Origin of the sequence: Halorussus marinus, assembly GCF_004521895.1 — an archaeon.
Taxonomy (GTDB): Archaea; Halobacteriota; Halobacteria; order Halobacteriales; family Haladaptataceae; genus Halorussus; species Halorussus marinus.
This window is the reverse complement of the sequence record NZ_SBIR01000006.1, coordinates 228,165-252,402: the sequence shown is the minus strand read 5'-3', so window position 1 is coordinate 252,402 and position 24,238 is coordinate 228,165. Positions and strand designations below refer to the sequence as shown.

General features: G+C 68.3%; 29 protein-coding genes and 1 pseudogene. 11 read left to right on the top strand and 19 right to left on the bottom strand.

The features are described 5' to 3' along the window. A pseudogene (locus EPL04_RS10115) lies at nt 1-119 on the top strand (IS6 family transposase); the annotation flags it as partial. A 218-nt stretch (nt 120-337) separates the two neighbouring features. Here EPL04_RS10115 and EPL04_RS10110 read toward each other — a convergent pair. From EPL04_RS10110 to EPL04_RS10090, 5 genes are all read right to left on the bottom strand, one after another. Then, nucleotides 338-2,464, bottom strand: coding sequence for a heterodisulfide reductase-related iron-sulfur binding cluster (locus EPL04_RS10110; protein ID WP_134671218.1), 2,127 nt, complete (start codon nt 2,462-2,464; stop codon nt 338-340). A gap of 86 nt (nt 2,465-2,550) precedes the next feature. Then, nucleotides 2,551-3,009 (bottom strand): hypothetical protein, encoded by a 459-nt coding sequence (locus EPL04_RS18755; RefSeq protein WP_167599453.1) that lies wholly within the window; start codon nt 3,007-3,009, stop codon nt 2,551-2,553. A 66-nt stretch (nt 3,010-3,075) separates the two neighbouring features. Then, on the bottom strand, nt 3,076-3,783 hold the full coding sequence (locus EPL04_RS10100; protein ID WP_134671217.1) for an energy-coupling factor transporter transmembrane component T family protein: 708 nt from the start codon (nt 3,781-3,783) through the stop codon (nt 3,076-3,078). Continuing rightward, nucleotides 3,780-4,484, bottom strand: coding sequence for an energy-coupling factor ABC transporter ATP-binding protein (locus EPL04_RS10095; protein WP_134671216.1), 705 nt, complete (start codon nt 4,482-4,484; stop codon nt 3,780-3,782). The genes EPL04_RS10100 and EPL04_RS10095 overlap by 4 nt, the downstream gene beginning before the upstream one ends. Further along, on the bottom strand, nt 4,485-5,066 hold the full coding sequence (locus tag EPL04_RS10090) for a biotin transporter BioY (RefSeq protein WP_134671215.1): 582 nt from the start codon (nt 5,064-5,066) through the stop codon (nt 4,485-4,487). It abuts the gene before it with no gap. A gap of 107 nt (nt 5,067-5,173) precedes the next feature. On the opposite strand from EPL04_RS10090, the gene EPL04_RS10085 reads away from it, so the two are divergent. Together EPL04_RS10085 and EPL04_RS10080 are read left to right on the top strand one after the other, a co-directional pair. Then, entirely contained in the window at nt 5,174-5,776 is a 603-nt protein-coding gene (locus tag EPL04_RS10085) for a conditioned medium-induced protein 4 (protein WP_134671214.1), read from the top strand. Between the two features lie 342 nt (nt 5,777-6,118). After that, nucleotides 6,119-6,799 carry a CRISPR-associated protein Cas4 gene (locus tag EPL04_RS10080; protein WP_134671213.1) on the top strand — a complete coding sequence of 227 codons (681 nt, stop codon included), beginning with the start codon at nt 6,119-6,121 and terminating at the stop codon, nt 6,797-6,799. Here the strand turns inward: EPL04_RS10080 and EPL04_RS10075 are convergent. From EPL04_RS10075 to EPL04_RS10065, 3 genes are read right to left on the bottom strand one after another with little or no spacing between them, the layout of a single operon-like run. Beyond that, complete coding sequence (locus EPL04_RS10075) at nt 6,785-7,390, bottom strand: L-threonylcarbamoyladenylate synthase (protein ID WP_134671212.1); 606 nt, start codon at nt 7,388-7,390, stop codon at nt 6,785-6,787. The two genes, EPL04_RS10080 and EPL04_RS10075, sit on opposite strands and share 15 nt — an antisense overlap. 48 nt (nt 7,391-7,438) lie before the next feature. Further along, nucleotides 7,439-7,951 carry a redoxin domain-containing protein gene (locus tag EPL04_RS10070; protein ID WP_134671211.1) on the bottom strand — a complete coding sequence of 171 codons (513 nt, stop codon included), beginning with the start codon at nt 7,949-7,951 and terminating at the stop codon, nt 7,439-7,441. Next, entirely contained in the window at nt 7,951-8,220 is a 270-nt protein-coding gene (locus EPL04_RS10065; protein WP_134671210.1) for a glutaredoxin family protein, read from the bottom strand. The genes EPL04_RS10070 and EPL04_RS10065 overlap by 1 nt, the downstream gene beginning before the upstream one ends. Nucleotides 8,221-8,333: 113 nt before the next feature. On the opposite strand from EPL04_RS10065, the gene EPL04_RS10060 reads away from it, so the two are divergent. Next, entirely contained in the window at nt 8,334-9,737 is a 1,404-nt protein-coding gene (locus tag EPL04_RS10060; RefSeq protein ID WP_134671209.1) for a hemolysin family protein, read from the top strand. 30 nt (nt 9,738-9,767) lie between these two features. On the opposite strand, the gene EPL04_RS10055 is transcribed toward EPL04_RS10060, so the two are convergent. Beyond that, nucleotides 9,768-10,955 (bottom strand): inorganic phosphate transporter, encoded by a 1,188-nt coding sequence (locus tag EPL04_RS10055; protein WP_134671208.1) that lies wholly within the window; start codon nt 10,953-10,955, stop codon nt 9,768-9,770. Between the two features lie 83 nt (nt 10,956-11,038). Continuing rightward, nucleotides 11,039-11,725: a DUF5828 family protein gene (locus EPL04_RS10050; protein ID WP_134671207.1), complete on the bottom strand. Its 687-nt coding sequence runs from the start codon at nt 11,723-11,725 to the stop codon at nt 11,039-11,041. Nucleotides 11,726-11,965: 240 nt separating this feature from the next. Here EPL04_RS10050 and EPL04_RS10045 point away from each other — a divergent pair, with 240 nt between their 5' ends. Together EPL04_RS10045 and EPL04_RS10040 are read left to right on the top strand one after the other, a co-directional pair. Next, nucleotides 11,966-13,003, top strand: coding sequence for a DUF6612 family protein (locus tag EPL04_RS10045; RefSeq protein WP_134671206.1), 1,038 nt, complete (start codon nt 11,966-11,968; stop codon nt 13,001-13,003). A gap of 1 nt (nt 13,004) precedes the next feature. Then, nucleotides 13,005-14,387 (top strand): hypothetical protein, encoded by a 1,383-nt coding sequence (locus EPL04_RS10040; protein ID WP_134671205.1) that lies wholly within the window; start codon nt 13,005-13,007, stop codon nt 14,385-14,387. An 18-nt stretch (nt 14,388-14,405) separates the two neighbouring features. On the opposite strand, the gene EPL04_RS10035 is transcribed toward EPL04_RS10040, so the two are convergent. Then, a complete protein-coding gene (locus EPL04_RS10035) occupies nt 14,406-14,633 on the bottom strand; it encodes a hypothetical protein (RefSeq protein ID WP_134671204.1) in 228 nt (75 codons plus the stop codon). Between the two features lie 141 nt (nt 14,634-14,774). Between EPL04_RS10035 and EPL04_RS10030 the strand changes: the two genes are divergently transcribed. Together EPL04_RS10030 and EPL04_RS10025 are read left to right on the top strand one after the other, a co-directional pair. Then, nucleotides 14,775-15,149: a cupin domain-containing protein gene (locus EPL04_RS10030; protein ID WP_134671203.1), complete on the top strand. Its 375-nt coding sequence runs from the start codon at nt 14,775-14,777 to the stop codon at nt 15,147-15,149. Then, on the top strand, nt 15,146-15,778 hold the full coding sequence (locus tag EPL04_RS10025) for a hypothetical protein (RefSeq protein WP_134671202.1): 633 nt from the start codon (nt 15,146-15,148) through the stop codon (nt 15,776-15,778). The genes EPL04_RS10030 and EPL04_RS10025 overlap by 4 nt, the downstream gene beginning before the upstream one ends. A gap of 22 nt (nt 15,779-15,800) precedes the next feature. Here the strand turns inward: EPL04_RS10025 and EPL04_RS10020 are convergent, their stop codons facing one another. From EPL04_RS10020 to EPL04_RS10000, 5 genes are all read right to left on the bottom strand, one after another. After that, on the bottom strand, nt 15,801-17,543 hold the full coding sequence (locus EPL04_RS10020) for a carbon starvation CstA family protein (RefSeq protein WP_134671201.1): 1,743 nt from the start codon (nt 17,541-17,543) through the stop codon (nt 15,801-15,803). Nucleotides 17,544-17,725: 182 nt separating this feature from the next. After that, complete coding sequence (locus EPL04_RS10015; RefSeq protein WP_134671200.1) at nt 17,726-18,691, bottom strand: ArsA family ATPase; 966 nt, start codon at nt 18,689-18,691, stop codon at nt 17,726-17,728. Nucleotide 18,692: 1 nt separating this feature from the next. Beyond that, entirely contained in the window at nt 18,693-18,989 is a 297-nt protein-coding gene (locus EPL04_RS10010) for a hypothetical protein (RefSeq protein WP_134671199.1), read from the bottom strand. Between the two features lie 103 nt (nt 18,990-19,092). Further along, nucleotides 19,093-19,500 (bottom strand): SRPBCC family protein, encoded by a 408-nt coding sequence (locus EPL04_RS10005; protein ID WP_134671198.1) that lies wholly within the window; start codon nt 19,498-19,500, stop codon nt 19,093-19,095. Between the two features lie 31 nt (nt 19,501-19,531). Next, on the bottom strand, nt 19,532-19,849 hold the full coding sequence (locus EPL04_RS10000) for a hypothetical protein (protein ID WP_134671197.1): 318 nt from the start codon (nt 19,847-19,849) through the stop codon (nt 19,532-19,534). 85 nt (nt 19,850-19,934) lie between these two features. Between EPL04_RS10000 and EPL04_RS09995 the strand changes: the two genes are divergently transcribed. Continuing rightward, entirely contained in the window at nt 19,935-20,114 is a 180-nt protein-coding gene (locus tag EPL04_RS09995; protein ID WP_134671196.1) for a hypothetical protein, read from the top strand. Between the two features lie 65 nt (nt 20,115-20,179). Continuing rightward, complete coding sequence (gene upp / locus EPL04_RS09990; RefSeq protein WP_134671195.1) at nt 20,180-20,857, top strand: uracil phosphoribosyltransferase; 678 nt, start codon at nt 20,180-20,182, stop codon at nt 20,855-20,857. Nucleotides 20,858-20,872: 15 nt separating this feature from the next. Here upp and EPL04_RS09985 read toward each other — a convergent pair whose 3' ends face one another. From EPL04_RS09985 to EPL04_RS09975, 3 genes are read right to left on the bottom strand one after another with little or no spacing between them, the layout of a single operon-like run. Continuing rightward, nucleotides 20,873-21,721, bottom strand: coding sequence for a universal stress protein (locus tag EPL04_RS09985; RefSeq protein WP_134671194.1), 849 nt, complete (start codon nt 21,719-21,721; stop codon nt 20,873-20,875). A gap of 48 nt (nt 21,722-21,769) precedes the next feature. Next, on the bottom strand, nt 21,770-23,194 hold the full coding sequence (locus EPL04_RS09980; protein WP_134671193.1) for an MATE family efflux transporter: 1,425 nt from the start codon (nt 23,192-23,194) through the stop codon (nt 21,770-21,772). Beyond that, on the bottom strand, nt 23,194-23,793 hold the full coding sequence (locus EPL04_RS09975; RefSeq protein ID WP_134671192.1) for a TetR/AcrR family transcriptional regulator: 600 nt from the start codon (nt 23,791-23,793) through the stop codon (nt 23,194-23,196). The genes EPL04_RS09980 and EPL04_RS09975 overlap by 1 nt, the downstream gene beginning before the upstream one ends. Before the next feature lie 120 nt (nt 23,794-23,913). Between EPL04_RS09975 and EPL04_RS09970 the strand changes: the two genes are divergently transcribed. Beyond that, complete coding sequence (locus tag EPL04_RS09970) at nt 23,914-24,135, top strand: DUF7569 family protein (RefSeq protein ID WP_134671191.1); 222 nt, start codon at nt 23,914-23,916, stop codon at nt 24,133-24,135. Nucleotides 24,136-24,238 lie beyond the last annotated feature (103 nt).

Below are 24,238 nucleotides of genomic sequence, written 5' to 3'. Positions count from 1 at the left end.
TCTTCCGCGAGGTAAAACGCCGGACCTCCTCGTTCAGCAACTGTTTCAGCCACGTCGAACCAGCAACTGCTGAAACATGGCTCCAAGCCTTTGCCGTCTGGCACAATTCCACAAACTAAACACGATGCTTCGCAGAGGCGTCAGACATAACAACGCTCGAACCGTAGCAACGGTCGCGCTCGCGTGCCAGCTTCATCGCGTGCCATGCAATGAAACTCCACGCGGGCGCACTTCCGCGCGCCGGGACGCGCGGTCTTTTTCGGACGTCTCTTCCGGAGTGGCGACGCTTCGGCGCGGGTCGTAGAACACGGACGCCCCGCGGGATCGGACCGCGGGGTCAGTCGGCCGCGACCTCGATGCGGTCTTTCGCGCCGATGGCTTCCACGAGGAGTTCCGAGACGTCCACCACCTCGATGTCGTCCTCGTAGCCGCCGGTCTTCCGGCCGTCCTCGTACATCGTCATGCACATCGGACACGCGACGACGAACTTCTCGACCGCCCCGCCCGCGTCGGTGTCTTCGAGCGCCTCCCGCAGGCGCTCCTCGCTCGGCTTGGGGTCCTCGTCGAAGTCCATCCAGAGCCCGCCGCCACCGCCGCCACAGCAGAAGCTGTCCTCGCGGTTGCGGGGCATCTCGTCGAGCGTACAGCCGGTCCCCGCCACGATCTCGCGGGGCGCCTCGAACTCGCCGTTGTACCGCCCGAGGTGACAGGGATCGTGGTAGGTGACCGTGTAGTCGAGTTCGTCGCCGGCGAGCCCGAGCGCGCCCTCCCGGAACAGGTCCTCGACGATCTGGGTGTAGTGGAACACGTCCTCGGCGGTCCACTCGCAGGCGTCGAACTCGGGGTACTCGTTCTGGAAGGTGTTGTAGCTGTGGGGGTCGGTACAGACGATCTTGTCGTACTCGCAGTCCGCGATGGCGGCGGCGTTGTCCTCGACGAGCATCTCGTAGAGGCCCTCCTCGCCGACCCGGCGCACATCGTTGCCGTCGGCCTGTTCGTCGTCGTAGAGGATGCCGTAGGAGACGCCGGCCTCCTCGAAGATGGTCGCCAGCGACCGGGCGACCTTCCGGTTGCGCTCGTCGAAGCTCGGGTAGTCGCCGACGTACCAGAGGTACTCGACGGGTTCGTCGCGGGCGTCGGGCACCTCGAAGTCGAGGTCGTCGGCCCAGTCGGGGCGCTTGCGGTCGGGCTCGCCGAACGTGTTGCCGTTCTGGAACACGTTCATCATCGCGTCCTGGACGTTGGGGTCCATCTGGCCCGACTCGGTCAGCCGACGGTTCATCTGGGTGAACTGCTCGACGTGTTCGATCTCGACCGGGCAGGCGTCCATGCAGGCCATACACGACATGCACGACTCCATCGTCTCGGCGGCGACGACCGAACTCCCGCCGTCGGCGACGATGGGCTTTTCCTCGGTGCGGCCCGCGTCGAGGTCCTCGCGGTACTGCTTGAGGTCGAGAATCACGTCCCGGGGGTCGAGCGGGCGCCCCGACGCCTTCGCGGGACAGACCGACGAACACCGGCCGCACTTGGTACAGGCGTCGTGGTCGAGCAGTTCCTTCCACGAGAAGTCCTCGATCGAGCCGTGGCCGATCTCCTCGGGGCTGGCGTCGTCGGGCACGCCCGGGAGCCGCTTGCCGGCCTTCTCGTCGCGGGTCACGACGTTCGCGAACGACGAGATCATGTGGAACGGCTTGGCGTACGGGATCGCGGCGACGAACGCCAGCGCCAGCAGCGCGTGGGACCACCAGACCACGGGATAGGCGGCGGTCGCCATCTCGGCGTCGACGCCGACGACTCGCAACACGTCGTAGACGAACCAGCCGACGAAGCTCACGGTCTCGAACGAGACGTCGCGGGTCGCGCTCGTGCCGAGGATGCGGACGCCCTCGGTGACGTAGCCGCCGACCCCGAGCAGGAACAGCGTCCAGACGAACAGGTCGTCCTCGGCGGAGGTGTGTTTCCCCCACAGCCGGCCGTTCCGGACCCAGTAGCGCCGGTAGATCGCCATCCCGACTCCGACGACGAACAACAGCCCCATCGCGTCCATCACCAGCGAGTACGAGAGGTAGAACTCGTCGACGAAAAAGGAGTCCTGCCCGAACAGCTTCGTCCAGAAGTCCATGTCGATCATCAGGATGGTCGTCCCGATGAGCAGCGTCAGGAACCCCCAGAGGATGAACGCGTGCATCACGCCCGCGTAGAGGTCCCGATCGAACTGCTTCTCGTTCGAGAAGACGATCTTCGCGGCCGACCCGACCCGACCGGCCAGCCCGTCGAGGCGGTCGAACCACGATTCGGTCCCCCGAGCGTAGGTGGCGAACCGGTCGTAGACGCCGTACGCGAAGATGGCTATCGCCACGAACGCGAGGTAGTAGAAGATGGCCTCGCCGATGTGGCCGATCCTCCAGAACGTCGGGCGGGTGACCTCGCTCCCCGCCTGCATCACGACGAAGTTGTCCATGCCTTACACGGTGGACAGGATTCGCTTAAGTTTTACCGACTCGGACGCTCCCACCTTCGAAAAACAGACTCCGAGTTTATCGTTTTTCAGAGTCGCGCCTCGTCGGCGACCACCGCCCCGATCCAGAGCCCGACCGCGAAGCCGAACGCCGCCTCGCCGCCCAGAGACGTCCAGACCAACTCGGCGGCGGCGGGCGCGCGCCGAACCAGCGCCCCGAACAGCGCGTCGGCGTAGCTCGCTCCGAGGACGGCCGCCCCGACCGCGACGACGCCCTTTCCGACGCCCAGCGTCGAACTGACCGTCTCGTCTCGGTTTCGGGCTCCGATCGTTCCGAGCAGGTCGATCGCGACCACGGCGACGAACGCGCCGACGCTCCAGTCGACGAGCGCGGCGTGTTCGAAGACGACTCCCCGGAGCGCCGGGCGTTCGAGTAGCCACTCGACGGACTCGTACTGCCGGACGGTTCCCTCGGCGTCGATCCACCACCCGATCACCGCACCGAGAGCGCCCACGACTGCCAGTTTAGTCCCCCGAAACAGCCCCATGGGGCCACATACCACGGCTTCCGGGATAGTTCGATCCGATACTATAAGAACGTGAACAGCTTCCGGTCAGACCACCGCCCACGCCGCGAGCGCGACGGACGCGGCGATCACCGGCACGTCGGTCCGCGAGAGCGACAGGTGTGGGAGCGTCGGGTTCCACGCGAAACACCGCGCCCGGAGCGCGACCGCGAACCGGTCGGCTCGCGCGAGCGCCCGCGCCAGCCCGGCGACCCCGACCCGCCGAATCCGGTCGACCACCGACTGCTCGCCGCCGAGTCGGGCGGCCGAGGCGTCCCGGATCCGCCGGAGGTCCCCCCGAAGCACGGGGAAGAACCTGAACACGAAGCCGACGCCCGCGCCGAGAAACTGGCCGGCCCGCCCGGGTACGAGGTGCTGGATCGCGGCCCGCGACTCCCGGACCGGCGTCGACCGGAGGTACGCCGCGCTCACGAGCAACACGAGCACCACCCGGTAGCTCGCCAGCGCGGTGTCGAAACCCTCGGCGGGGCGGACCCACGGCGGGCCGAGCGTCGCGGCCGCGAACACCGGGCCCGCCGCCAAGAGCGGGAGCGCGAACCGATAGGCCCACATCGCCTCGCGGGCCGACGCGCCCGAGACACGGAGCGCGACCGCGGTCACGCCGGTCAGCGCGAGCAGGCCGCGGGGCGTGGTGTGTGCGAACGCCGCCAGCGCGAACGCGGCCTGAAACCCGAGTTTCGCCCGGGGGTCGAGCCGGTGGGCGAACGTGTCGTCCGGCCGGTACGAGAGGGTCACGGCGCCCGGACTCCGAGGTCGGCGAGGCGGTCGCGGGCGTCGGTCGGCGGCGCGTCGACCGCGACCCGCCCGTCGGCGAGCGCGACCACGCGGTCGGCGAGGTCCCACACGTCCCGGAGGTCGTGGGTCACGACCACGACCCCGGTGCCCGACTCGCTGAGCGCGCGGAGGTGTGACACCACCGATTCGCGGGCCGGGGCGTCCAGCCCGGTGAACGGCTCGTCGAGCACGAGGTGATCGGGCGCCATCGCGAGCGCGCCCGCGATCGCGACTCGCTCGCGCTCGCCGCCCGACAGCTCGCCGATGCGCTCGTCGCCCCGCCCCGCCATCCCGACCGCATCGAGGGCGTCTCCGACCCGGCGGTCGACCTCCGCGCGGGCGAGTCCCAGATTCTCGGGGCCGAACGCAACGTCGGCGCCCACTGTCGCGGCGACGAACGCGTCGCGGGGCTGTTGGAACACCATCGCGACCGTCGTCCGGGCGCCGACGAGGTCCTCGCCGACGGGCGTGCCCTCGACGAGCACCTCGCCCGAATCCGGCGCCAACAGGCCGTTGAAGTGACGGACAAGCGTGGTCTTGCCGCTCCCGTTCGCGCCCGCCAGCAGGACGAACTCGCCGTCGGGGATCGCGAGCGAGACGCCGTCGACCGCCCGCGGCCCGTCGTCGCCGTACCGATGCACGAGGTCGCGGGTCTCGATCATCTATTCGGCGGCGATCTGGTCGCTCCGGACGATGCCGATCGCGGCCGCGATCTTGAACGCTTCGGCGGGGATGAACGCGACCGCGCCGGCGAGAAACGCCTCCCGGAGCGAGAGTCCGAGTACGACCGAGAGCCCGACCGTCCCGAACGCGTAGATGATCGCGGTGCCGACGACCATCGCGCCCACGAGTCGGACGAGACTCTGCTCGGCTGGATCCCCGATGACGAGCCCGCCGTGGGCGATCGCGCCGACGACGAAGGCCGCGACGGGGTACGACCAGAGGTAGCCGCCGCTCTGGCCCACCAGCGATCCGATCCCGCTCGACCCGCCCGCGAACACCGGCGCGCCGACCGCGCCCGCGGCGAGATACAGCACCATCGACAGCCCGCCCCAGACCGGCCCGAGGAGCAGTCCCGCGAGGAAGACGCCGAGGACCTGCAGGCTGATCGTCACCGGCGAGACGGGATTGGGGAACGAGACGTACGCGAACGCGCCCGTGAGCGCGGCGAGTAGCGCCGCGCGCGCGACGTTCTCGACCGCCTCTTCGCCGACCAGTTCGACCGACGCCGTGTCCGTACTCATGGGCGTGGCTGGGCCGTCAACCGAAATCAAAACTTCGGTTGACGATCCGGTCGACCGTCGGCGACAGGCTTTTAACCCGAGGACGCGTCCGGCAGAAATCAGAGGGCATGGACGAGAAAACCGAAGAACTCCGGGACATCTTCATGGATGTCACCGACGAATCTACCGTCACCGAGCGCCAGGAGGAGACCCACGGCTCGTTGAGCTCGGAGACGGAACTGCACGAGCGCCTCGAAGCCGTCGTCGCCCAGATGCGCGAGCGCTACGATTTCGGGACGACGCTCTCGGACGAGGAGCTCGTCACCGTCGTTCGCGGCTACTACGCGGGCGACTCGGACGCCGAGATCGCCCGGGAACTGGGCGACGCCTCCCTCGGGAAGACGGTCGCCCGCGCGCGAGTCGACCTCCACCTCCTCCGGGACGCCGACGCCGACGCCCCGTTCGACCTCGACGAACTCCGCGAACTCCTCGACGAGGAGGCCTCGACCGCCGACTGCGCCGACGCGCTCGACGTGAGCGAGTCGACGATCCGGCGCTATCGCCGGATCATCGAGACCAAGCGGGAGATGCGAACGGTCAACGACCGGTTCACCGACGAGTTCGAGAACGTCCTCCGGGACCGGGAGCTCTCGGACCGGATGACCGAAGAGATGCAGAAAGACGGGCTCGACGACGCCACCGAGGGGATGGAGACGAACGTTTCCTTCTAGGGCCTTTTCCTGCGGGCGGCGCATAAACGCGCCGCCCTTGCAAACGCTCGGTCAAAAACACCGGGAGAACCTTGTTCTCCCGAGCCGTCGGTCGCTCCGCTCTCGACGACACGTCCTCACCCCCTCTCTCGCGCCCTCGGTCCGCTCGGGCACTCGTCGAGGGCTCCTCGCTCGCGGGAGAATCGTCGGTGTGTGCGCCTTCGGCGCGCTGTCGTGTTGTTTGCTGGACGGAGGCCCCCCGAACGGAGCGTCCGCAATCCGGCGTGAGCTGACGTCGCTGTCTGCCGTTTCCTCCTCCTTTCGTCCGTACATTTAAATCCGAAGCCGGGGCCAACTCGCGGCGTGTCACCCATCGCCTTCAGCGACCTCGCGACCGCGGCCTACTGCCCGCGGAAGCTCTACTACCGGCGAAAAGAGGACGAACGGTCCGTTCCCGACGAGGTGGCCGACTGTCGGAACCTCGCGTTCCGGTACGAGGAGCTACTCGGGGCGTCCGACGACAGCCTCGCCGACCTCCCGATCGGGGTGACTCCGGCGGCGTTCCGCCGGAACCTCGAACGCGCTCGCGAGCGGTTCCAGGTGGCGTGGCCCGAACTCCGCGCGCCGACCGGCCGCGAGCGACTGCTCGACGGGCGGGAGTGTCGCGGCGTCGTCCACAAGGTGCTGGAGTTCGACGCGTCCGAGCTCGCGCCCGCGCCGTCGATGGTCTTCGCGGGGTCGCCGCCCGAACAAGGGGTCTGGGAGCCCCAGTCGGTCCGGATGGTCGCGGCGGCGAAGGCGCTGTCGTGGGAGCGCGAGCGGTCGGTCGAACGCGCGTTCGCGGAGTACCCCGGCCACGGGATCGTGCGCGAACTCGACCTCACGACCCGCCGGAAGGCGGCCTATCGGCGCGCGGTCGAGACCGTGCGAGCACTCGACGGCCCGCCGCCCCGGCTCGGCGACGACGCCAAGTGCGAGCCCTGCGAGTACCGAGCAGAGTGTGGCGTGAAAACGCGCTCGCTGAAGTCGCTACTCGGCCTCTGAGTCGGTCGCCAGCCACGACTCGATTCGGTCGGCGCTGGGTCCGCGTCGGTGGATCTCGCCGGTCTCGACGTTCACGACGGTGCTCCCGGTCCCGCCGGTCTCGCCCCCGTCCAGCACCGCCGCGGCGGCCTCGCGGATCTCGTCGTCCAGCTCGGCGGCGCGGGTCGCGCTCGGTCGCCCGCTGACGTTCGCGCTGGTGGCCGTGATGGGGGCGACCGCTTCGAGGAGCGCCAGCGCGTCCTCGTGGTCGGGCACTCGGACGCCGACCCGGTCGCGCCCGGCGGTCAGCACGTCGGGGACCGTCGGGCGCTTCTCGCAGAGCACGGTCACCGGTCCGGGCAGATGCTCCCGCATGAACCGGCGCTCGCGGTCGGTCGCCCGGACGTACTCCAGCGCGGCGTCCGGGCTCGGCACCCCCAGCGACACCGGCTTGTCGCGGGACCGCCGCTTGGCCTCGAAGACGCGCTCGATCGCCGACTCGTCGAGCGCGTCCGCGCCGAGCCCGTACACCGTCTCGGTCGGGTAGACGACGAGTTCGCCGTTCCGGATCGCGGTCGCGGCCTGGTCGACGTCCTCGGGGTCGAGACTCATCGGGAGACGATTCGTGTCCGGGCGAAAAAGGCGCGTCGGTCGAGAACGCTACGCGGCGTCGAGCGCCGCCTCGATCTCGTCGTAGTCGGGGAAGTCGGGCCACTCCTCGGCGACCCACGCGTACTCGACGGTCCGGTCCTCGTCGAGCAGGAACGCCGCGGGCCGGGGCTCGCTCACGCCCGCCATCCCGTCGAGGTCGTGGACGACGCCGTACGACTCGGCGACCCCGTTCTGGGGGTCCGAGAACAGCCGGTAGTCCATCCCGCGCTCCTCGACGAGCTGTTTGTGGGCGTACGGGTCGGAAATCGACAGGCCGACGACCGTCACGTCGTAGTCGTCCTCCCACGCCCGGTCGCGCAGTTCGTTCCAGACGTACGTCGCGGGAAAGGCGCCGTCCATCGGGTAGAACACGAGCAGTACCGGTCCCTCCTCGGCGAGGTCCGACAGCGCGGCGTCCTCCCAGTACTCGTCGGTGACCAGCGGTCGGGTGAAGTCCGGCGCGGTGTCGCCCTCGGCGACGTGATCGGTCTCGGGGAGGTCGACGACGTCGAACTCGACCATTACTCGGCCCCTCCGTAGGTCCGGTCGAGGTACTCGACGATGTTCCCGCTCTCGCTCATCGTGACGCCGGTCGACTCGTCGACGATGGCGGGGACCGACCGCTTGCCGCTGGCGCGCTTGACCGCGTTGCGGTCGCTGTGCATCGGCTCGACGAACCGCGATCGGTAGTCGAGACCGTACTCGTCGAGTTTGCGGACGACGCGCTCGCAGTACGGACACGCCTGCAAGCGATACAGGGTGATCGACGGATCGTCGGTCGAGTGGCTCATAGACGACGATTGGACCGAAGCGGGTGTAAGGTCTTCGCTCCCGGCAGTTCGAAGTCCTATCCGGGGAAAAGAATAAAGAGTTAATCCTTCCGACTGTGAAGATGGACTGTTAAATGGTGTCTCCCCAGATACCCCTACTCGCGCTCGCGCAGGCGACCCCCGCCGCCGAGATTCTCGGCGTCACCCTCACGGAGGGGCTCCTGACGTGGCTCGGAGCAGTCGCTATCCTCGTTCTCATCGGGCTCTCGGCGTTTTTCTCGTCGTCGGAAATCGCGATGTTCTCGCTCCCGAAACACCGGGTCGACGCGCTGGTCGAGGACGGGATGCCGGGCGCCGACACCGTCGCCGCGCTCAAGAGCGACCCCCACCGACTGCTGGTCACCATTCTGGTCGGCAACAACATCGTCAACATCGCGATGTCGTCGATCGCGACCGGGGTGCTCGCGTTCCACCTCTCGCAGGGGGAGGCGGTCGCGGTCGCCACCTTCGGCATCACCGCGCTCGTCTTGCTGTTCGGCGAGAGCGCGCCCAAGTCCTACGCGGTCGAGAACACCGAGTCGTGGTCGCTTCGCATCGCCAGACCCCTGAAGTACTCCGAGTACTTCCTGCTCCCGCTGGTCGTCTTCTTCGATTATCTCACTCGCGTCATCAATCAGGTCACCGGCGGCGGGTCGGCAATCGAGAGTTCGTACGTCACCCGCGACGAGATTCAGGACATGATCGAGACCGGCGAGCGCGAGGGCGTCCTCGAAGAGGACGAGCGCGAGATGCTCCAGCGCATCTTCCGGTTCAACAACACCATCGCCAAGGAGGTGATGACCCCGCGACTCGACATGACCGCGGTGTCCAAGACCGCCAGCATCGACGAGGCCATCGAGACGCTGGTCCAGAGCGGCCACGAGCGCGTCCCGGTCTACGAGGGGAGCCTCGACAACGTCATCGGCATCATCCACATCCGGGACCTCGTCCGGGAGAACACGTACGGAGAGAACGACGACCTCTCGCTCGAAGACGTCATCCAGCCCACGCTCCACGTCCCCGAGAGCAAGAACGTCGACGAACTGCTGACCGAGATGCGCGAGAACCGGATGCAGATGGTCATCGTCATCGACGAGTTCGGCACCACGGAGGGGCTGGTGACGATGGAGGACATGGTCGAGGAGATCGTCGGCGACATCCTCGAAGGCGAGGAAGAAGAGCCGGTCGAGTACGTCGACGACGACACCGTCATCGTGCAGGGCGAACTCAACATCGACGAGGTCAACGAGGCACTCGACATCGATCTCCCCGAGGGCGAGGAGTTCGAGACCATCGCGGGGTTCATCTTCAACCGAGCGGGCCGGCTGGTCGAGGAGGGCGAAGACATCACCTACGACGGGGTCCGCCTCCACGTCGATCAGGTCGAGAACACCCGGATCATGAAGGCCCGCGTGACGAAACTCGATCCGGCCGAGCGCGAGGAAGTCGACGGCGACGCCGAATCCGAACTTGAAGACGGCGTCGAAACCGAGGGGTGACCGCGAGCGTCCCGACTGCGATCGGTCTTCTCACACCATCCGTATCGCCGCGAACGCGCCGTAGCCGACCGCTATCGCCAACACCAGCGAGCCGAGCCACGCGAGCACGGTAAAGCCCATCTTCCGGCGGCTCACGCCGCCGCCCTCCGCGGCGTAGCCGCTCCCGACGATCGCGCTGACGATAATCTCGTTGAACGACACCGGAATCCCGAAAAAGACCGCGACCTGCGCGATCGCGAACGAGGGGATGAGCGCCGCGATCGAGCGCCGGGGCCCGAGCGCCGAGTAATCCTGCGCGATGGCCTTGATCATGCGGGGCGCACCGGTCCACGAACCCGCGAGCAGGCCGAGTCCGCCTCCGACCAGCACCGGGACCAGCGGGATCTCGAACGGGTCCAACAGCGGGACCAGCGGTCCGATGGCGAGCCCGACCTGCGATCCGCCGGCCGAGAACGCGACGAGGCTCCCGAGCGCGAGCAGGAAGTGACGCTGTCCGGCTTCGAGGTCGCTGTTCACGTCCGCGAAGAGCAACCCGGCGGCGGCCCCGCCGATGGCGAGCGAGGCGAGGACCTGTCCGAGATCGAGCCCCGCGACCGTCGCGAGGTCGAGGCTCGCCGCGGCGCTCTGGGCGATCGACCGGCTCGCGTCGCCCGGTCCCAGAATCGCGAACTTGATGTTGGCGATGATGAGGCCGACGAACCCGCCCAGAAGCGGGATCACGACCCGCTCGGCGGTGCGTTCGGACCGGAGCAGCTTGGCGGTGGTGTAGGCGAACGCGCTCCCGACGAACGGGGTCAGGATCCACAGCGCCGAGATCTGGCGGTACTTCGCCCACGCGGGCTCGCCGCCCATCGCCAGCCCCACGCCGACGATGGCGCCCGTGACGGTGAACGCGGTCGCGATCGGATAGCCGGTGAAAACGCCGAACGCGACCAGCGCGGCCGCGACGAGCAGCCCCGTCGTCGCGGCGATCGCGGTGAGCTCGACGCCGCCGATGAGCTCGGTCCCGACCGCCTCCGAGACGCTTGCGCCCTGCAAGACTGCGCCCCCGAACCCGAGCAGTCCGACCAGAAACCCCGCCCGCATCACCGAGATGGCGTTCGCGCCGACCGCCGGCGCGAACGGGGTGGACCCCGACGATCCCGCGCCGATGGCCCACGCCATGAACAGGCTAGCGATGCCAGCGATTACCAACGTGACGACGCCGCTCGCGACCATATCTCAACCTATCACCGGCGATAGAATAGTGTACCGGCCTGCGGCCGAACTCTCCGTGCGAGCCCGTTGGCACGCTCGGGCGGTCAGTTCGTGTTGGGCGTCGACTCCTCGGGCTCGGCCGGAGGCTCGACGCCCTCGGCGGCCTCGACGGTGTCGGTGCGCTTCTCGGTGTCGACGTGCCAGCGGTCGATCTCGCTCTCGTAGTCCGCGAGCTTCTCGGAGACCATCTCCTTGAGGTCGTCGTCGTTGACGTTGACCTCGAAGACGAACTCGGGTTCGCCGTCGCCGCGGCCGACCCGCTGGACGTTGGCGCTGATGAGGTCGTTGTCGAAGTAGTAGGGCGCGAGCCGGGTCATCACCTTCTGGTAGACGGTGTCCTCGACCTTCCGGATCGCCTTTCGGCTCGCGGAGTCGGCGGCCCGCGCGACGTAGTTGACCGAGTCTTGCCACTTGTCGACGGCCTCGTCGGTTTTCTCCTCTTCGAGTTTCTCGTAGGATTCGCTGATCTTCTCGCCCGCGGTCTTGAGGTCGTCGTCGGGAGCCTTTCCTTCCTGTTCGCCTTTGCCCTCGGCGACCGAGGCCTGCTCGGAGGTCTTCTCCGAGACGTCCTCGCCGAGTCGCTCGTGGTGCTTGGGTCGCCACTCGTCCCACTCCTCGTACGCGTCGCCGGAGGCGTCGGCCTCGCGGAGGGCTTCGGTGATGCGCTCCCCGTGTTCGACGATGTCGCCCCAGTTCCCGCGGAGCTTGAAGCCCGAAACGCTTTCTTCCATTCTGGTCGGCGACCGTAAGGCGCGGGCGGGTTTATCTTTTGTCCCTCGCCGGCGCCCCGCCGTAGCAACCACCGATGACGCGGGGCGCTCGCCTGCCCCGGCCGCGAGAGTCGGGCTATCGATGCCCCGTTCCGTCCTCCGGCGGTTTGGGATGTCACTCTCCCGCCGATCCGGCGCGTGAACGTCGCGTCGGTTGCGCAATCGGAGCTTTTATGCTGTCAGGAACCGACCACTTTCTGAATGTCACGTCCACGGAACGCGTTCATCGCCTTCCTGTTGGCCGCGCTCGTCGTTCTGGCGGGCTGTTCGGGCGGCGGGACCGACCCCGGGACCACGACCGACCTCGAAACCACGACCGACTCCGCCGCGACCGACTCCGCCACGACCGACTCCGCCGCGACCGACTCCGCCACGACCGACTCCGCCGCGACCGACTCCGCCACGACCGACGCGACCGCGGCTACCGAGACGCAGACCGACTCCGCCGCGACCGACGACACGATCTCCGCGTCGTCGGCGAACGCCACCGCTGTCAAGCGGACCGGCGTCTCGGCGATGGCCGACGTCGAGATGTACCGCATCGGCGCCCACATCGACACCGTCGTCTCGTCGAACAACGTCCGGCGCCGGACGGTCACCAACTCGACCGGCGCGGTGAACCGACTCGACCGCGAACTCCGCATCAACCGGACCGCCCGAGTGGCCGGCCGGTCGAGCACCGTCTCGACCTACGTGGTGGATCGGACGCTCTACCAGCGGAGCCCGCAGTTCACCCGGACGTTCTCCTCGAAGTGGATCCGCCAGAACCTCTCGGGTAACTTCTCCCAGCGGTGGTCGGCCCTCGACACGCTCACCCGACAGCGCGAACTCCTGAACATCTCGAGCGCCGAGTTGGTGGGCGAACAGACGGTCGACGGTACCGAGACCTACGTCCTGAGGGCCGCCCCCGATCCGGAGCGGTACGCCAACCTTTCGGCCAACGTGACCAACAGGCAGGTCGGCACGGTCGAGAACGTCTCGGTCACGTACTGGATCGCGAAAGACACCCACCTCCCGGTCAAGTCCGACACGTCGATCAACTCCACCGTGTCCGTCCGCGGTCAGGAGATGGACCTCCACCAGGAACTCCGGCTCCGCTTTTCGGGCTACGGCGACGACGTGTCGGTCGAACTCCCGGCGGCGGCCGAGACGGCCGTCTCGCTCGACGACCAACTGAACACGACGACCGAGGAGACGACCGCCCGAAACACGACCGCCGATCAGACGACGACCGCCTGACATGGCCGCGTCTTCCCGGACGGCGACATTACTCGTCGCCGCGTTGCTCGTGACCGCCGGCTGTACCGCCCCGACCGCCGTCAGCGACCGAGAGCGTGCCGTCGCCGACCGGCCCTCCGAGACGGCGGCGCCGGCCACCGCCACCGAACAGCCGACGGCGTCGGACCCGGCCGAAACGACGACGGGCGAGACTCGCACGGCCGACAGCGACGACGACACCATCGAGGCCCGGGGCGCGCCGCTACCGGTGAACCAGACGCGGGTCTTCGCCCGCGTCCAGCGCGTTCTCGGCACCAACGTCACCCCGCCGGAGTACGTACACGTCGTCGACCGGTTCGACAACGAGACGACGGCTACCGACGCGACCGACGAGACTCCGACGGACAACACGACTGCCGACCCCGACCGTCGACCTCATCTCTACCGGTTCTGGAAGCTCGCGGGCGTCGAGTTCGAGTCGACTCTCACCCGGTCGGAGCGCCGCCGGATTCCCAACGGCATCACCACTCTGTTCGGCGGCATCCGGCTGTACCCGCCGGCGAACCACACCGCCGCCTCGATCGAGTGGGTGCTGGCCCACGAGTACGTCCACTACGTCCAGTTCAAGAACCGTCGGAGCGCCGAACTCCGGCGCGCGCTCCCGCGATCGACTACGGACACCAGCTTCGTGGTCCGGAGCGTGATAGAGGGCGCGGCGGTGTTCGCGACCGACGCGTACCTCCGGCGCTACGCCGACGGCGACCGGCTCAACTCCGAGTTCTACACCGCGTACGACCGCCGGCTCGCGCCCGGGAGCCGCCAGCGGTACGCGAACCGCCAGTACATCGCCGGCCACCGCTACGTCGCGAGCCGGATCGACTCGCCCGCCCGGCTGGCGGCGGTCTACGAGCGACCGCCCCGGACGAGCGAACAGGTGCTCCACGGCTACCCGCCCGGAGCCGAACCCGCCCGGTCGCTCCCCGCGACCGCGAACGCCACCGGGTCGGCTTGGCGGCAGGTCGGGACCGACACCCTCGGCGAGGCGTTCGTCCGGACCGCGCTCGAAAACGGGCTCGGCGAGTCGCGCGCCGTCCGCGGGGCCGCCGGCTGGGGCAACGACACGCTGTACACGTTCCGGCGCGCGTCCGGCAACGCGAGCTACGCGTGGGCGTTGCGGTGGGACGACGCGGCGAACGCCAGCGAGTTCGCCGCGGCGTTCGCGGCGTCGCTCGACGCCCGCGCGCCCGCCGCGAACGGGACCTGGACGGTCGACGGCGCGACGATCGACGTCCGGTCGCCGGGCGAAGAGTGGACGGTCGTGCTCGCCGGCCCCGACGAGTTCGTGCGCGGGACGAACGTGACCGTCGCGGAGCGAAACCTGTCGGTCGCGGTGGGCGGCGGCTGAGGCCGGGTCGAACCGCCCTCAGCGACCGTACGTCAGCCGGGTCGCCATCTCGTCGAGTCGGCGCTTGAGTCGCCCGAGCAAGACGACGTGGCGGTTGACCGCCTTCAACTCGGCCTCCTCGACCTCGATGCGCTCGCCGTCGAAGGGGTTGTGCCCGGCGGATTCGCGCTCGCCGTCGTCGGTCGTCATCGAGACGACGGCGGTCATCGAACACCGACCACACGCCTCGGTTCGCTTGTCGTCCATGTGTGAGTCGTGTCCGATCGTTGGACGCGTCGACTCTTAAGGTTTCGGCGGTTTCGAGGGCTCGCGCGGCCGGCCCGCGAGGCGCCCGCGGGGGCTCTCGGCGTCCGAGGGTATTTAAACTCCTGCGAACTGTGGTCACACATGGGATACCACGTCATCGACCCGTCGTCGGTCGACCCGACGCCCGATCGACCGTGCGTCCAGCGCGCGCTCGGCGACCTCGCGGGACTGGAGAACGCGGCGGTCAACCTCTACGAGGCGGCCCCCGGCGACCAGATTCCGCTGGCGTACCACTACCACGACGACCAGGAGGAACTGTTCTACGTCGTCTCCGGGGCGCTCCACGTCGAGACTCCCGACGGCGAACTGGTCGCCGACGAGGACGAACTGTTCGTCGTCGAGCCCGACAGCCCCCAGCGGGCGTTCAACCCCGCGGACGCGACCGAGACGCTTCGGGTTCTCGCGGTCGGCGCGCCGGCGGTCGACGATGTCCACCCCTACGATCCGGACGCATGAGCGAAAGTAGTGGGGGTCCGGACGAGCCGGTCGCTTCCGACGGGGTCCCGGACGCGGCCGTCCCCGACGACGTGCCCGACTGGGACGACGAGTACCTCGACCGCGTGAGCGATCGGCTGATGTACAGCTTCGACTTGGAGAACGGCTACCGGGTCCGGGGCGAGCGCTTCGACCTCTACGGCGAGGTTCGGGTCGAGAATCGCAAACAGCTGTTCCACCCGGCGCTCAACTACGCGAACCACGAGGCCAAAGAGCACCTGTTCGCGCGCCGGGCCGACGCCGCGACGGTTCCCGAACTCGAACGGCTCGTCGAACTGGGCCACGACCTCGCCGACGACTGGATCGTCGCCGACGAGGAGCACTTCGAGACCGAGTTCACGTTCGTCCTCGTCGTCCCCGAGCTCACCGATCCGGTCCGGGAGTTCGTCGAGGGGTTCCGCGACCGGACGCTCATCAAGTTCGGCTTCTACGGCCGCTACGAGCTCAACCTCGTCGTCGCGGCCCCCGACCGCGAGCGACTCGTCGCCAGCACGAACGCAGATGCGGCGGCCGCCTTCCGGCTCTGGGACGCCGTCCCCGAGGCCGAGCCCGGGCTGGTCGAGCGGCTCGTCCGGTCGCTCTGGCGATAAAAGAGAAAGCGCCGTCGGTCGATCAGTCGTCTTCTTGCGGTCGGCCGCCGTCGGTCGCGGGCGCACCCGCCCGACCGCGCCGCGCCTGCTGGATGTTACCGTACCCCTTCCGGAGCAGTGCGAGCGCCAACACCAGGAGCACCGTCCCGATGGCGATCTGGAGCACTAGCGACCACAGCGCCGTCGACGACTCGCCCAGGATGATGCCCTGGTAGAGGTTCTGGTAGTACTGGAGGTACACCAGCGCGAGGATGGTGATCGTCGACATGATCGCCATCGGCACGCCGGTGCTGACCAGTTGCTTGTTCGCGCTCCAGTTGGCCAGCCACACCGTCGCGGTCAGCAACGCGAGCGCCGCGAGCAACTGGTTCGCACTGCCGAACAGTTGCCAGAGCGGCGTCCAGGTGCCAGACGCGATGAGCCCGTACGCGACCAGCGACTGGAAGCCGGCGTTCGCGTAGCGGTTGGTCGCGACCTCCTCGACCTGCGACTCGGGAGTGCCGATGATCTCTTCGAGCATGTACCGACCGAGTCGGAGCGCGGTGTCGGTCGAGGTGAGCAGGAAGCTCACCATCACCAGCGCCATGAACGGCGCGCCGTACTCGACGGGGATGCCGAAGCTGGTGAGCATGATGCCGCCGCCCTCCGCGAAGTTCGGCAGTGCGAGCCCGATACCGCCGGTCGCGCCCTCGGGGGTGATGCCGACGACCGCGACCGCCGACAGCGCGACCACGGCGAGCAGTCCCTCGCCGAGCATTCCGCCGTAGCCGATGAGCCGGGCGTCGGTCTCCTTGTTGAGTTGCTTCGCGGTCGTCCCCGACGAGACCAGCGAGTGGAACCCGCTGATGGTGCCACACGCGATCGTGACGAACAGCATCGGGAACAGCGGGCTCACGACGCCGAACGAGTCGCTACCCCAGAACCCGTTGTAGGCCGGGATGTTCGTCTGGAGCGCTTGGGACGGCGTGGTGATGAGCGTCCCGACGATGATCGCGAGGAGCGCGCCGCCGACGCCGGCGTACAGCAGGAACGACGAGAGGTAGTCACGGGGCTGTAGCAGCATCCACACCGGCAGGACGCTCGCGACGAACGCGTAGCCCAGCACGATGGGGATCCACGTCCCCTGACTCAGCGCGATGGGGTACTGAATCCCGACCCAGACGCTCGCGAACACGCCCGCAACGAACACGATCGTCCCGGGGATGAACGGTCCGTCGAGCTGGTAGAGATACACCCCGAACACGAACGCGAGCCCGATGTACAGGATGCTCGCGGTGGCCGCGCTGGGGAACTCCTGGAACACCAGCGCCACCACGAACGCGAACACGGCGACGACGAGGATGATCGTCAGGAACGCGAACCACAGCAGCATGTTCTTGCCGTCGTCGCCGATGTACTCGCCGATGATGTACCCGATCGACTTCCCCTCGTGTCGGAGACTCCCCGACAGCGACACGAAGTCGTGGACCGCGCCCATCAGGGGGTTCCCGACCGCGATCCACAGCAGCGCCGGAACCCAACCCCAGATGAGTCCGGCCGTGATGGGCCCGACGATGGGCGCCCCGCCCGCGATACTCGAATAGTGATGCCCCAACAGCACCGGCTTTTTGGCCGGTACGTACTCCTGTCCGTCCTCGTACTTGTGGGCCGGCGTCTCTTTGTCCCCGTCCAGTTCGACGAACTGGGCGAGGTATCTGGAGTACCCGAAGTACCCCACGGTGAATATTGCGAGCACCGAAACCACCAGCCACATTACTTGTACCATGGTATGTCGCCTCACTCCGAGACACGGAAAATAGGGACTTAAAGATTGTCTTGATTTTTAGCTAGAAATGACAGTTCGAAATCGCCGTCAGACGACGGCCCGAACCGGTATCGTTCCGTTTCGAGCGAAAAAAGAGTCATATGGCCGAACACGCTCCCGGTGAAAACTTTCTGGCCGTCGACTCAGGCTTCCACCGTCGGGACGTCGATGTCGAGTTCGGCCGCGACCTCCGCGAGCAGGTCGCCTTTGACCTCCTCGACGCGCTGTTCGATCCGGGCGACGACGGGGGCGTCGAACTCCGAGCGGATCCGGTCGATGCGGTTGCGCTCGTTCTCGTAGCGCTCCCGGAGGTAGCGCGCGCCGGTCCCGTCCTCGCCGGCGTCGGGCGCGGGCGCGACCTTGTTGACGACCAGTCCCGCGACTCCGAGGTCGTACTCGGTCAGGTCCTCGATCGCTCGCTCGGTCTCCCGGATCGAGAGCTCGTCGGGGTTCAACACGAGGTAAAACGAGGCGTCGTTCCGGAGGGTGTCGCCGGCGAACTCGAACATCTCCTTGCGCTCGGTGAGCCGCGCGATGATGGGGTCCTCGCTCGCTTTCTTGCGGGCCTCCCGGTCGCCGATGGCCGCCCGTTCGAACAGATCGATGCTCTCTGTGCGTTTCTCCAGCAGGCGCGCGATCCACCCTTCGAGGAAGTCGGGCAGTCCGAGCAGTCGGAGAGTGCCCCCGGTCGGCGCGGTGTCGAACACGACCCGGTCGTACTCGTCGGCCTCGCGCATCACGTCGATGAAGCGGTCGAACAGCGCGGCCTCGTAGGCGCCGGGCGTCCGGTGGGCCAGTTCTATCTGGCGGTCGATCTCGTTGACGATCCCGGCGCTCACCTGATCGGTCATCGTCCGCTTGATGTCCATCATGTGGCGCTCGACCTCCTCTTCGGGGTCGATCTCCATCGCCCAGAGGTTCTCGCGGCCCTCGACCGCCCGCGGGTCGTCGCCGAACTGCTGGTCGAACACGTCGGCGGTGCTGTGGGCCGGGTCGGTCGAGACGACGAGCGTCTCCAGGCCCGCGTCGGCGCACTTCAGGCCGTAGGCACATGACACCGTGGTCTTGCCGACCCCGCCCTTGCCGCCGAAGAAGACGAACTTGTTCATCTTAGAAGTGGTACTGCTGGCCCTTGCGCTCGATGAGGCTCTCGCGGTCCCACATCCGGCGCTCCCACTGCTCGAACTCGTCGCCGAGGTACGGCAGGAGCTCGGCGGTGTAGTAGGAGGCCGGGCTCGGGATGCCGAACGCGTCGGCGAAGCACGCGAACATGAAGGCGTCCTCGGTGTCCTCGGCCTCCTTCTCGACGAGTTCGAACGCCGGGTGCTCGATCATTCCGTGGTAGAGGCCGTGGAGCCACTCCTCCACCTGGCTTCGGAACGTCGCGATTCGGTCGGCAAGTGTCATCGTTTATCACGAAATCGTCCCGGCGATAAAAGGGTGCCGTTGGTCGGTCCCGGGTCTCAGCACCCGCGATTCGCCGAGCCGCCGGCGACGCCGCGATTGCGACTCAGAGGTCGGCCGCGAGCGCGTCGAGCGCCCGTCGTAGCTCGCCGCGTCGCTTCCACGCCGCCACGCGGTCGGTGACCGCCGAGAGCGGGAGGCCGAGGCTCACCCGCGACCGCATCCTCACGCGGCTCCCCTCGTCTTCGGGCTCGACCGAGACGGTGGTCTCCATCGCGTCGAACGGGCCGCCGTCGCCGCGCTGGCGGTAGGCGAGGCCGTCCCCGCGCTCCTCGAAGTCGAGGTGCATGGTCAGGCCGCGCGCGCCCGCGGTCACCGTCCACCCGTCGTCGGTCTCCTCGACGCCCCGGACGTCGAAGCTCCCTTCGTACTCGACCACCGCCGCGGGCGCGAGCGCCCGTCGGACGACTGTCGGCGACTCCGGGACGAACGTCGTGGCCTCGACTTCGCGCATCGTCGGCCCTACGAACGCCGGCCCGAAAGCGTTACGGTCCGAGCAGTGGCACCGACAGGAGCACGAACACGCCCGCGACCGCGAGCGCCCCCACCAGCAGTCGCCGGACTCGCGCCTCGGCCGGGATCTCGCCCCGGTGTTCGGGCCGGCGGGTCCGGACGAACCGGTGGTAGGCCACCGCGGTCGTGGCGAGCGCGGCGACCGTCGAGACCGCGAGCCCTTCGGCCACCCCGACCCCGAACGCCAGCAGGTACCCCGGTCCGAAGCTGTAGCAGACGAGTGCGCCCAGCGTCGCCACCACCAGAAACGGCACCGGATCGACCGCCTCTCCCCGATCGTTCTCCAGCACGGGCCGTCGAGTCGTCGCCCGCGACCTTCGGTCTACCGGCCGTGTCGGGCAAGAGATAAGTCGATCGGGCCGCGATACCCGCCGGATGACCGACTCGAAGGGCGACCCGCGCGTGCTCGCCGCGATGAACCTCGTGCTGTCGAGCCTCTTCGCGGTCGCGGTGGTCTGGGGGCTGTCGTTTCTCGACGTGCTGGCCTACGAGTGGCAGACGATCGCGGCGGTCGCGGCGCTACTGGCCGTGGTGACCCACCTCGTGATTCGGTGACGTTCGGCCGGGGCGGCTCGCCATATTAAGAGATAAGCCCCCGCGTCACCGCCATACGCACAGACATGACCATCGAAGACCGCGGGGACGCCAAGCTCATCACGCACGCGCTCGCTCAAGACACCCTCTCGAATCTCCGAGACGTCGAGACCGAACAGGTCGCGTTCCGGAAGGGCCTCGTCAAGCTCGGCCGGATCTGCGGCTACGAGATCATCGACGGCGCGATGGAGACCGAGTACGTCTCGATCGAGACGCCGCTGACCGAGACGACCGGCCAGCGCGTCAAGGGGCTCGACGACGTGGTCATCATCAACGTTCTGCGGGCCGCGACCCCGTTCGTCGAGGGGCTGTTGAAGGCGTTCCCCCGGGCCAAGCAGGGAGTCATCTCGGCCGGCCGCGACGAGGAGGCCGGAATGAACGACGACGGCGAGTTCCCGATCACCATCGACTACGTCAAACTCCCCGAGATCACGGCCGACGACACCGTCATCGTGGCCGACCCGATGCTCGCGACCGGCTCGACGATGTGTGCGGTGATGGACCGCATCACCGACGAACAGCCCGACCCCGAGCACCTGTTCGTGCTCTCGGCGGTCAGCGCGCCAGACGGTCTGCTCCGGGTGGGCGAGCAGTTCCCGACCGCCGACCTGCTGACGGTCTCGATCGACGACCACCTCGACGACGAGGGGTTCATCGTCCCCGGACTCGGCGACGCGGGCGACCGGGCGTTCCGGACGGCCTGATCGGCGCCCGACTCCCTATCGCCCCAGTAGTCGCCCCACCAGCGACGGCGTTCGCTTCTTCGCGACGATCACCGACCCCTCGGCGCGGCGCCCGACCGCTCGGGGGGTCGAGCCGACGACCCGCCGCCGGATCTGCCCGGTTCGGGTCGCCCCGAGGACGGTCACGTCCCGGTCGGCCGACGCCGCCACGATGGCGTCGGCGACGTCGCCGACCCGGACCTCGGTCTCGACCGGGACCGACCCGAAGCGTCCGCTCGCGTCGGCGAGCAGTTCGCGGGCGGCCGGCTCTTGTGCGGGCGAGTCGGCGACCCGAAGCAGGTCGACCCGAGCGTCGTTGCCGGCCGCGATGGCTCGCGCCACCGCGGCCGCGAGGTCGGCGTTCGGGCTCTCGGCGACGGGCAACAACACCGCCTCGACCCCGTCGGCGACGGCGCCGATCTTCTCGACGAGCACGTCGGCGTCGGCCCGGCGCACGATCCGGTCGACGTTCGTCCCGAGGATCGCGTTCTCCCGGGTGCGGTCTTGCCATCCGACGACGAGACAGCCACAGTCGAGTTCGTCGATCGCGTGGAGCACGCCGTCGGCCACCGAGCCGGCGACGAACAGCCGGCCCCGGACCGGAACGTCGGTGCCGGAGGCGACGTCGACCGCGCGATCGAGCAGCGCCCGGCGCTCGCCGCCCAACTCACGGGCGATGACCTCGTCGGTGAACAGCCCGAACGGCGACTCCCGGGGCGTGACCCGGACCGCGACCACGACGACCTCGCCGCCGCGGTCCCGGGCCACGTCGATCGCGGTCCGCACCAACTGGTCGACGTTGTCGGGATTACCGACTGCGACGGCGACTCTGTCGCGGTCCTCCATCACCGAACCGTCGACGCCTCACAACAAAAGCGTTCGCGTGGTCGGCGGTCAGTCGTCGGTGGCCGCGACCCCCGGTTCGTCGTCGTCGGCGACCTCGGTCTCGGTGAGGTCGGCGTCACGCCACGTTCCCCGGCGGTACCACGCGTAGGCGATCGCCGCGCCCGCGACGTTCGAGATGGCGAACGAGAGCCAGATGCCCGTCTCGCCGAGCGGCCCGGCGGCGAACCACGCGATCGGCAGTCGGATGAATCCGAGCATCAGGACCGAGATGGCCGCCGCGGTCAGGGTCTTGCCCGCCCCGCGGAAGCTCCCGGTGTACGAGCGCATGATCCCGATGAATCCGAACGAGAGCGCGACGTATCGCAGGAACTCCGCCGACACCGCGACCACCTCGGGGTCGGTCGTGAACACGCTCGAAATCGCGCCCGCGCCGAACCAGACCACGACGCCCGCGCCCGTGAGCACGCCGAACATCACCTTAGCCGCGAGCCCGGCCGCCTGCGCCGCGCGGTCGGGCTTGTCGGCCCCGACGTTCTGGCCCGTCATGGTCTCGACGCCGCGGGCCACCGCGATGGCGGGCAGGAAGATGACCGAGAACACCCGGGTCCCGATGCCGTACGCCGCGACGACCGTGGTCGGGAACATCCCGACGATGAAAAGCAGGAGGTTGATCGACAGCGCCCTGCCGGTCCCCTCGACGGAGGCCGGAAGCCCGATGCGGAGGAGCCGCCGGAGGTACTCGAAGTCCGGCCCCATGTCCCGGAGGTTGATCTGGACGCCCCGCGTCCCCTGGAACATGACCGCCAGCCCGACCGCCATCGCCAGCCCCCGCGAGAAGACGGTCGCGATGGCCGCCCCTTCGATGCCGAGCTCGGGGAACGGCCCCCAGCCGAAGATGAGGAACGGGTCGAGCGCGATGTTGAGCACGACCGACCCGAACATCACCAGCATCGGGGTGATGGTGTCGCCGTAGCCCCGCATCAGCGAGATGAACACGAAGAATCCGAACATGAACACCAGCCCGAGCGAGATGACCTGCATGTAGCTGGTCGCCATCGGGAGCACGTCGGGGGAGGCCCCGAGGAGCGCGAGGAACTCCTCGACGAAGACGTAGCCGATCCCGCCGAGGATGATCGAGGCGATGACGGCGAACGTGACCGTCTGGGACGCGGCGTACTCGGCCTCCCGGGGTTCGTCGGCGCCGGTGTGCTGGGCGACGAGGACGCTACCGGCGACCGACAGCCCCATCCCCAGCGAGATGAGCAGGAACACCATCGGAAAGCCGAAGCTGATGGCCGCAAGCGCGTTCGTGCTGTACTGGCCCAGCCAGAAGGTGTCCGCGAGGTTGTACGCGGTCTGAAAGAGGTTGGTGACGACGATGGGAAGCGACAGGAAAAACAGGGGCTTGCCCACGTCGCCCGACGTGAGGTCGAACTCCTCGCGGCCCCGGAACAGCGAGTCGAGGACGCCCATCAGGCGCTCACCTCGGCCGTCTCGTCGGCGACCAGATTTCGCTCGACGTACTCGATCAGCGTCTCGCGGAGCCGGTCGAGCGAGTGGTCGACCGCGACCCGGCGGGTGTGGGCGCCGGAGATCGTGGTCGTCAGGAACTCGGCGACGCGGTCGGGGTCGACGTCGTCGTCGAACTCGCCGGCCTCGATGCCGGCCGCGACCACGGATCGGATGCGCTCGAACAGGTAGTCGTCGAACTCCCGGAGTCGCTCTCGAAACGCGTCGTCGTACGGCGACTGGGCCTTGATCTCGAGCATCGCGGTCCGGAAGTCGACGCCCGGCACGTCGTCGCCCTCTTCGAGCGAGGCCTCGACGAGCGCGAAAAGCTCCTCGCGGGGCGACTCGCGGGTCACCCCGTCCATGTGGTCGGTGTAGCCCTCGTAGAGGTCCGCCAGAAAGGCCACGAACAGGTCCCGCTTGCTGTCGTAGTGGTAGTGGATCGTCGCCTTGCTGGTCTCGGTGTGGGCGGCGATGTCCTGGACGGTCAGGTCGGCAAAGCCGTGCTCGCAGAGCGCGAGATAGGTCGCGTCGAGGATGTCTCGGGTCGGTCGGTCGTCCATTCGTTATCGGACTTACTGACTAGTCAGTCAAAAGGCTTGGGAACCCGGCCGATCGCGCCGGGCCGTGTCGGCGCGGCCCGGACGCGAACAACTAAATATCGCCCGCGACACCGCCCGACCATGGGAAGCGAGGACGCCGACCCGTGCGACGACTGCGGCGACGACGTCTCCGACGCGCTGGCGCGCACGGTCCGACTCACCGTCGACCGGTCGCAGATCGACAGCCAGCGTCTCTGTCCCGAGTGTTTCGCTGACTGGATCGACCGCTACGAGGCGGAGATGCAGCCCGAGCCGGACCCGACCGTGATCGAGGACGGCGACTCGAACATCATCGTCGACTGACACACCGCCGGCCCCGACCGACCGATCGGTCGCGACCCGCGGTTCGCCCCGATCGAACCCCTTCGTTTCAGGTGAACGGCCCGTCGCAGTCGCCCGATCTGCC

Coding starts and splice junctions, on each gene's coding strand:
- EPL04_RS10110 (WP_134671218.1), bottom strand. CDS start 2,464: ATGGACAACTTCGTCGTGATGCAGGCGGGGAGCGAGGTCACCCGCCCG.
- EPL04_RS18755 (WP_167599453.1), bottom strand. CDS start 3,009: ATGGGGCTGTTTCGGGGGACTAAACTGGCAGTCGTGGGCGCTCTCGGT.
- EPL04_RS10095 (WP_134671216.1), bottom strand. CDS start 4,484: ATGATCGAGACCCGCGACCTCGTGCATCGGTACGGCGACGACGGGCCG.
- EPL04_RS10090 (WP_134671215.1), bottom strand. CDS start 5,066: ATGAGTACGGACACGGCGTCGGTCGAACTGGTCGGCGAAGAGGCGGTC.
- EPL04_RS10085 (WP_134671214.1), top strand. CDS start 5,174: ATGGACGAGAAAACCGAAGAACTCCGGGACATCTTCATGGATGTCACC.
- EPL04_RS10075 (WP_134671212.1), bottom strand. CDS start 7,390: ATGAGTCTCGACCCCGAGGACGTCGACCAGGCCGCGACCGCGATCCGG.
- EPL04_RS10070 (WP_134671211.1), bottom strand. CDS start 7,951: ATGGTCGAGTTCGACGTCGTCGACCTCCCCGAGACCGATCACGTCGCC.
- EPL04_RS10065 (WP_134671210.1), bottom strand. CDS start 8,220: ATGAGCCACTCGACCGACGATCCGTCGATCACCCTGTATCGCTTGCAG.
- EPL04_RS10060 (WP_134671209.1), top strand. CDS start 8,334: ATGGTGTCTCCCCAGATACCCCTACTCGCGCTCGCGCAGGCGACCCCC.
- EPL04_RS10055 (WP_134671208.1), bottom strand. CDS start 10,955: ATGGTCGCGAGCGGCGTCGTCACGTTGGTAATCGCTGGCATCGCTAGC.
- EPL04_RS10050 (WP_134671207.1), bottom strand. CDS start 11,725: ATGGAAGAAAGCGTTTCGGGCTTCAAGCTCCGCGGGAACTGGGGCGAC.
- EPL04_RS10045 (WP_134671206.1), top strand. CDS start 11,966: ATGTCACGTCCACGGAACGCGTTCATCGCCTTCCTGTTGGCCGCGCTC.
- EPL04_RS10040 (WP_134671205.1), top strand. CDS start 13,005: ATGGCCGCGTCTTCCCGGACGGCGACATTACTCGTCGCCGCGTTGCTC.
- EPL04_RS10035 (WP_134671204.1), bottom strand. CDS start 14,633: ATGGACGACAAGCGAACCGAGGCGTGTGGTCGGTGTTCGATGACCGCC.
- EPL04_RS10030 (WP_134671203.1), top strand. CDS start 14,775: ATGGGATACCACGTCATCGACCCGTCGTCGGTCGACCCGACGCCCGAT.
- EPL04_RS10025 (WP_134671202.1), top strand. CDS start 15,146: ATGAGCGAAAGTAGTGGGGGTCCGGACGAGCCGGTCGCTTCCGACGGG.
- EPL04_RS10020 (WP_134671201.1), bottom strand. CDS start 17,543: ATGGTACAAGTAATGTGGCTGGTGGTTTCGGTGCTCGCAATATTCACC.
- EPL04_RS10015 (WP_134671200.1), bottom strand. CDS start 18,691: ATGAACAAGTTCGTCTTCTTCGGCGGCAAGGGCGGGGTCGGCAAGACC.
- EPL04_RS10010 (WP_134671199.1), bottom strand. CDS start 18,989: ATGACACTTGCCGACCGAATCGCGACGTTCCGAAGCCAGGTGGAGGAG.
- EPL04_RS10005 (WP_134671198.1), bottom strand. CDS start 19,500: ATGCGCGAAGTCGAGGCCACGACGTTCGTCCCGGAGTCGCCGACAGTC.
- EPL04_RS09995 (WP_134671196.1), top strand. CDS start 19,935: ATGACCGACTCGAAGGGCGACCCGCGCGTGCTCGCCGCGATGAACCTC.
- upp (WP_134671195.1), top strand. CDS start 20,180: ATGACCATCGAAGACCGCGGGGACGCCAAGCTCATCACGCACGCGCTC.
- EPL04_RS09985 (WP_134671194.1), bottom strand. CDS start 21,721: ATGGAGGACCGCGACAGAGTCGCCGTCGCAGTCGGTAATCCCGACAAC.
- EPL04_RS09980 (WP_134671193.1), bottom strand. CDS start 23,194: ATGGGCGTCCTCGACTCGCTGTTCCGGGGCCGCGAGGAGTTCGACCTC.
- EPL04_RS09975 (WP_134671192.1), bottom strand. CDS start 23,793: ATGGACGACCGACCGACCCGAGACATCCTCGACGCGACCTATCTCGCG.
- EPL04_RS09970 (WP_134671191.1), top strand. CDS start 23,914: ATGGGAAGCGAGGACGCCGACCCGTGCGACGACTGCGGCGACGACGTC.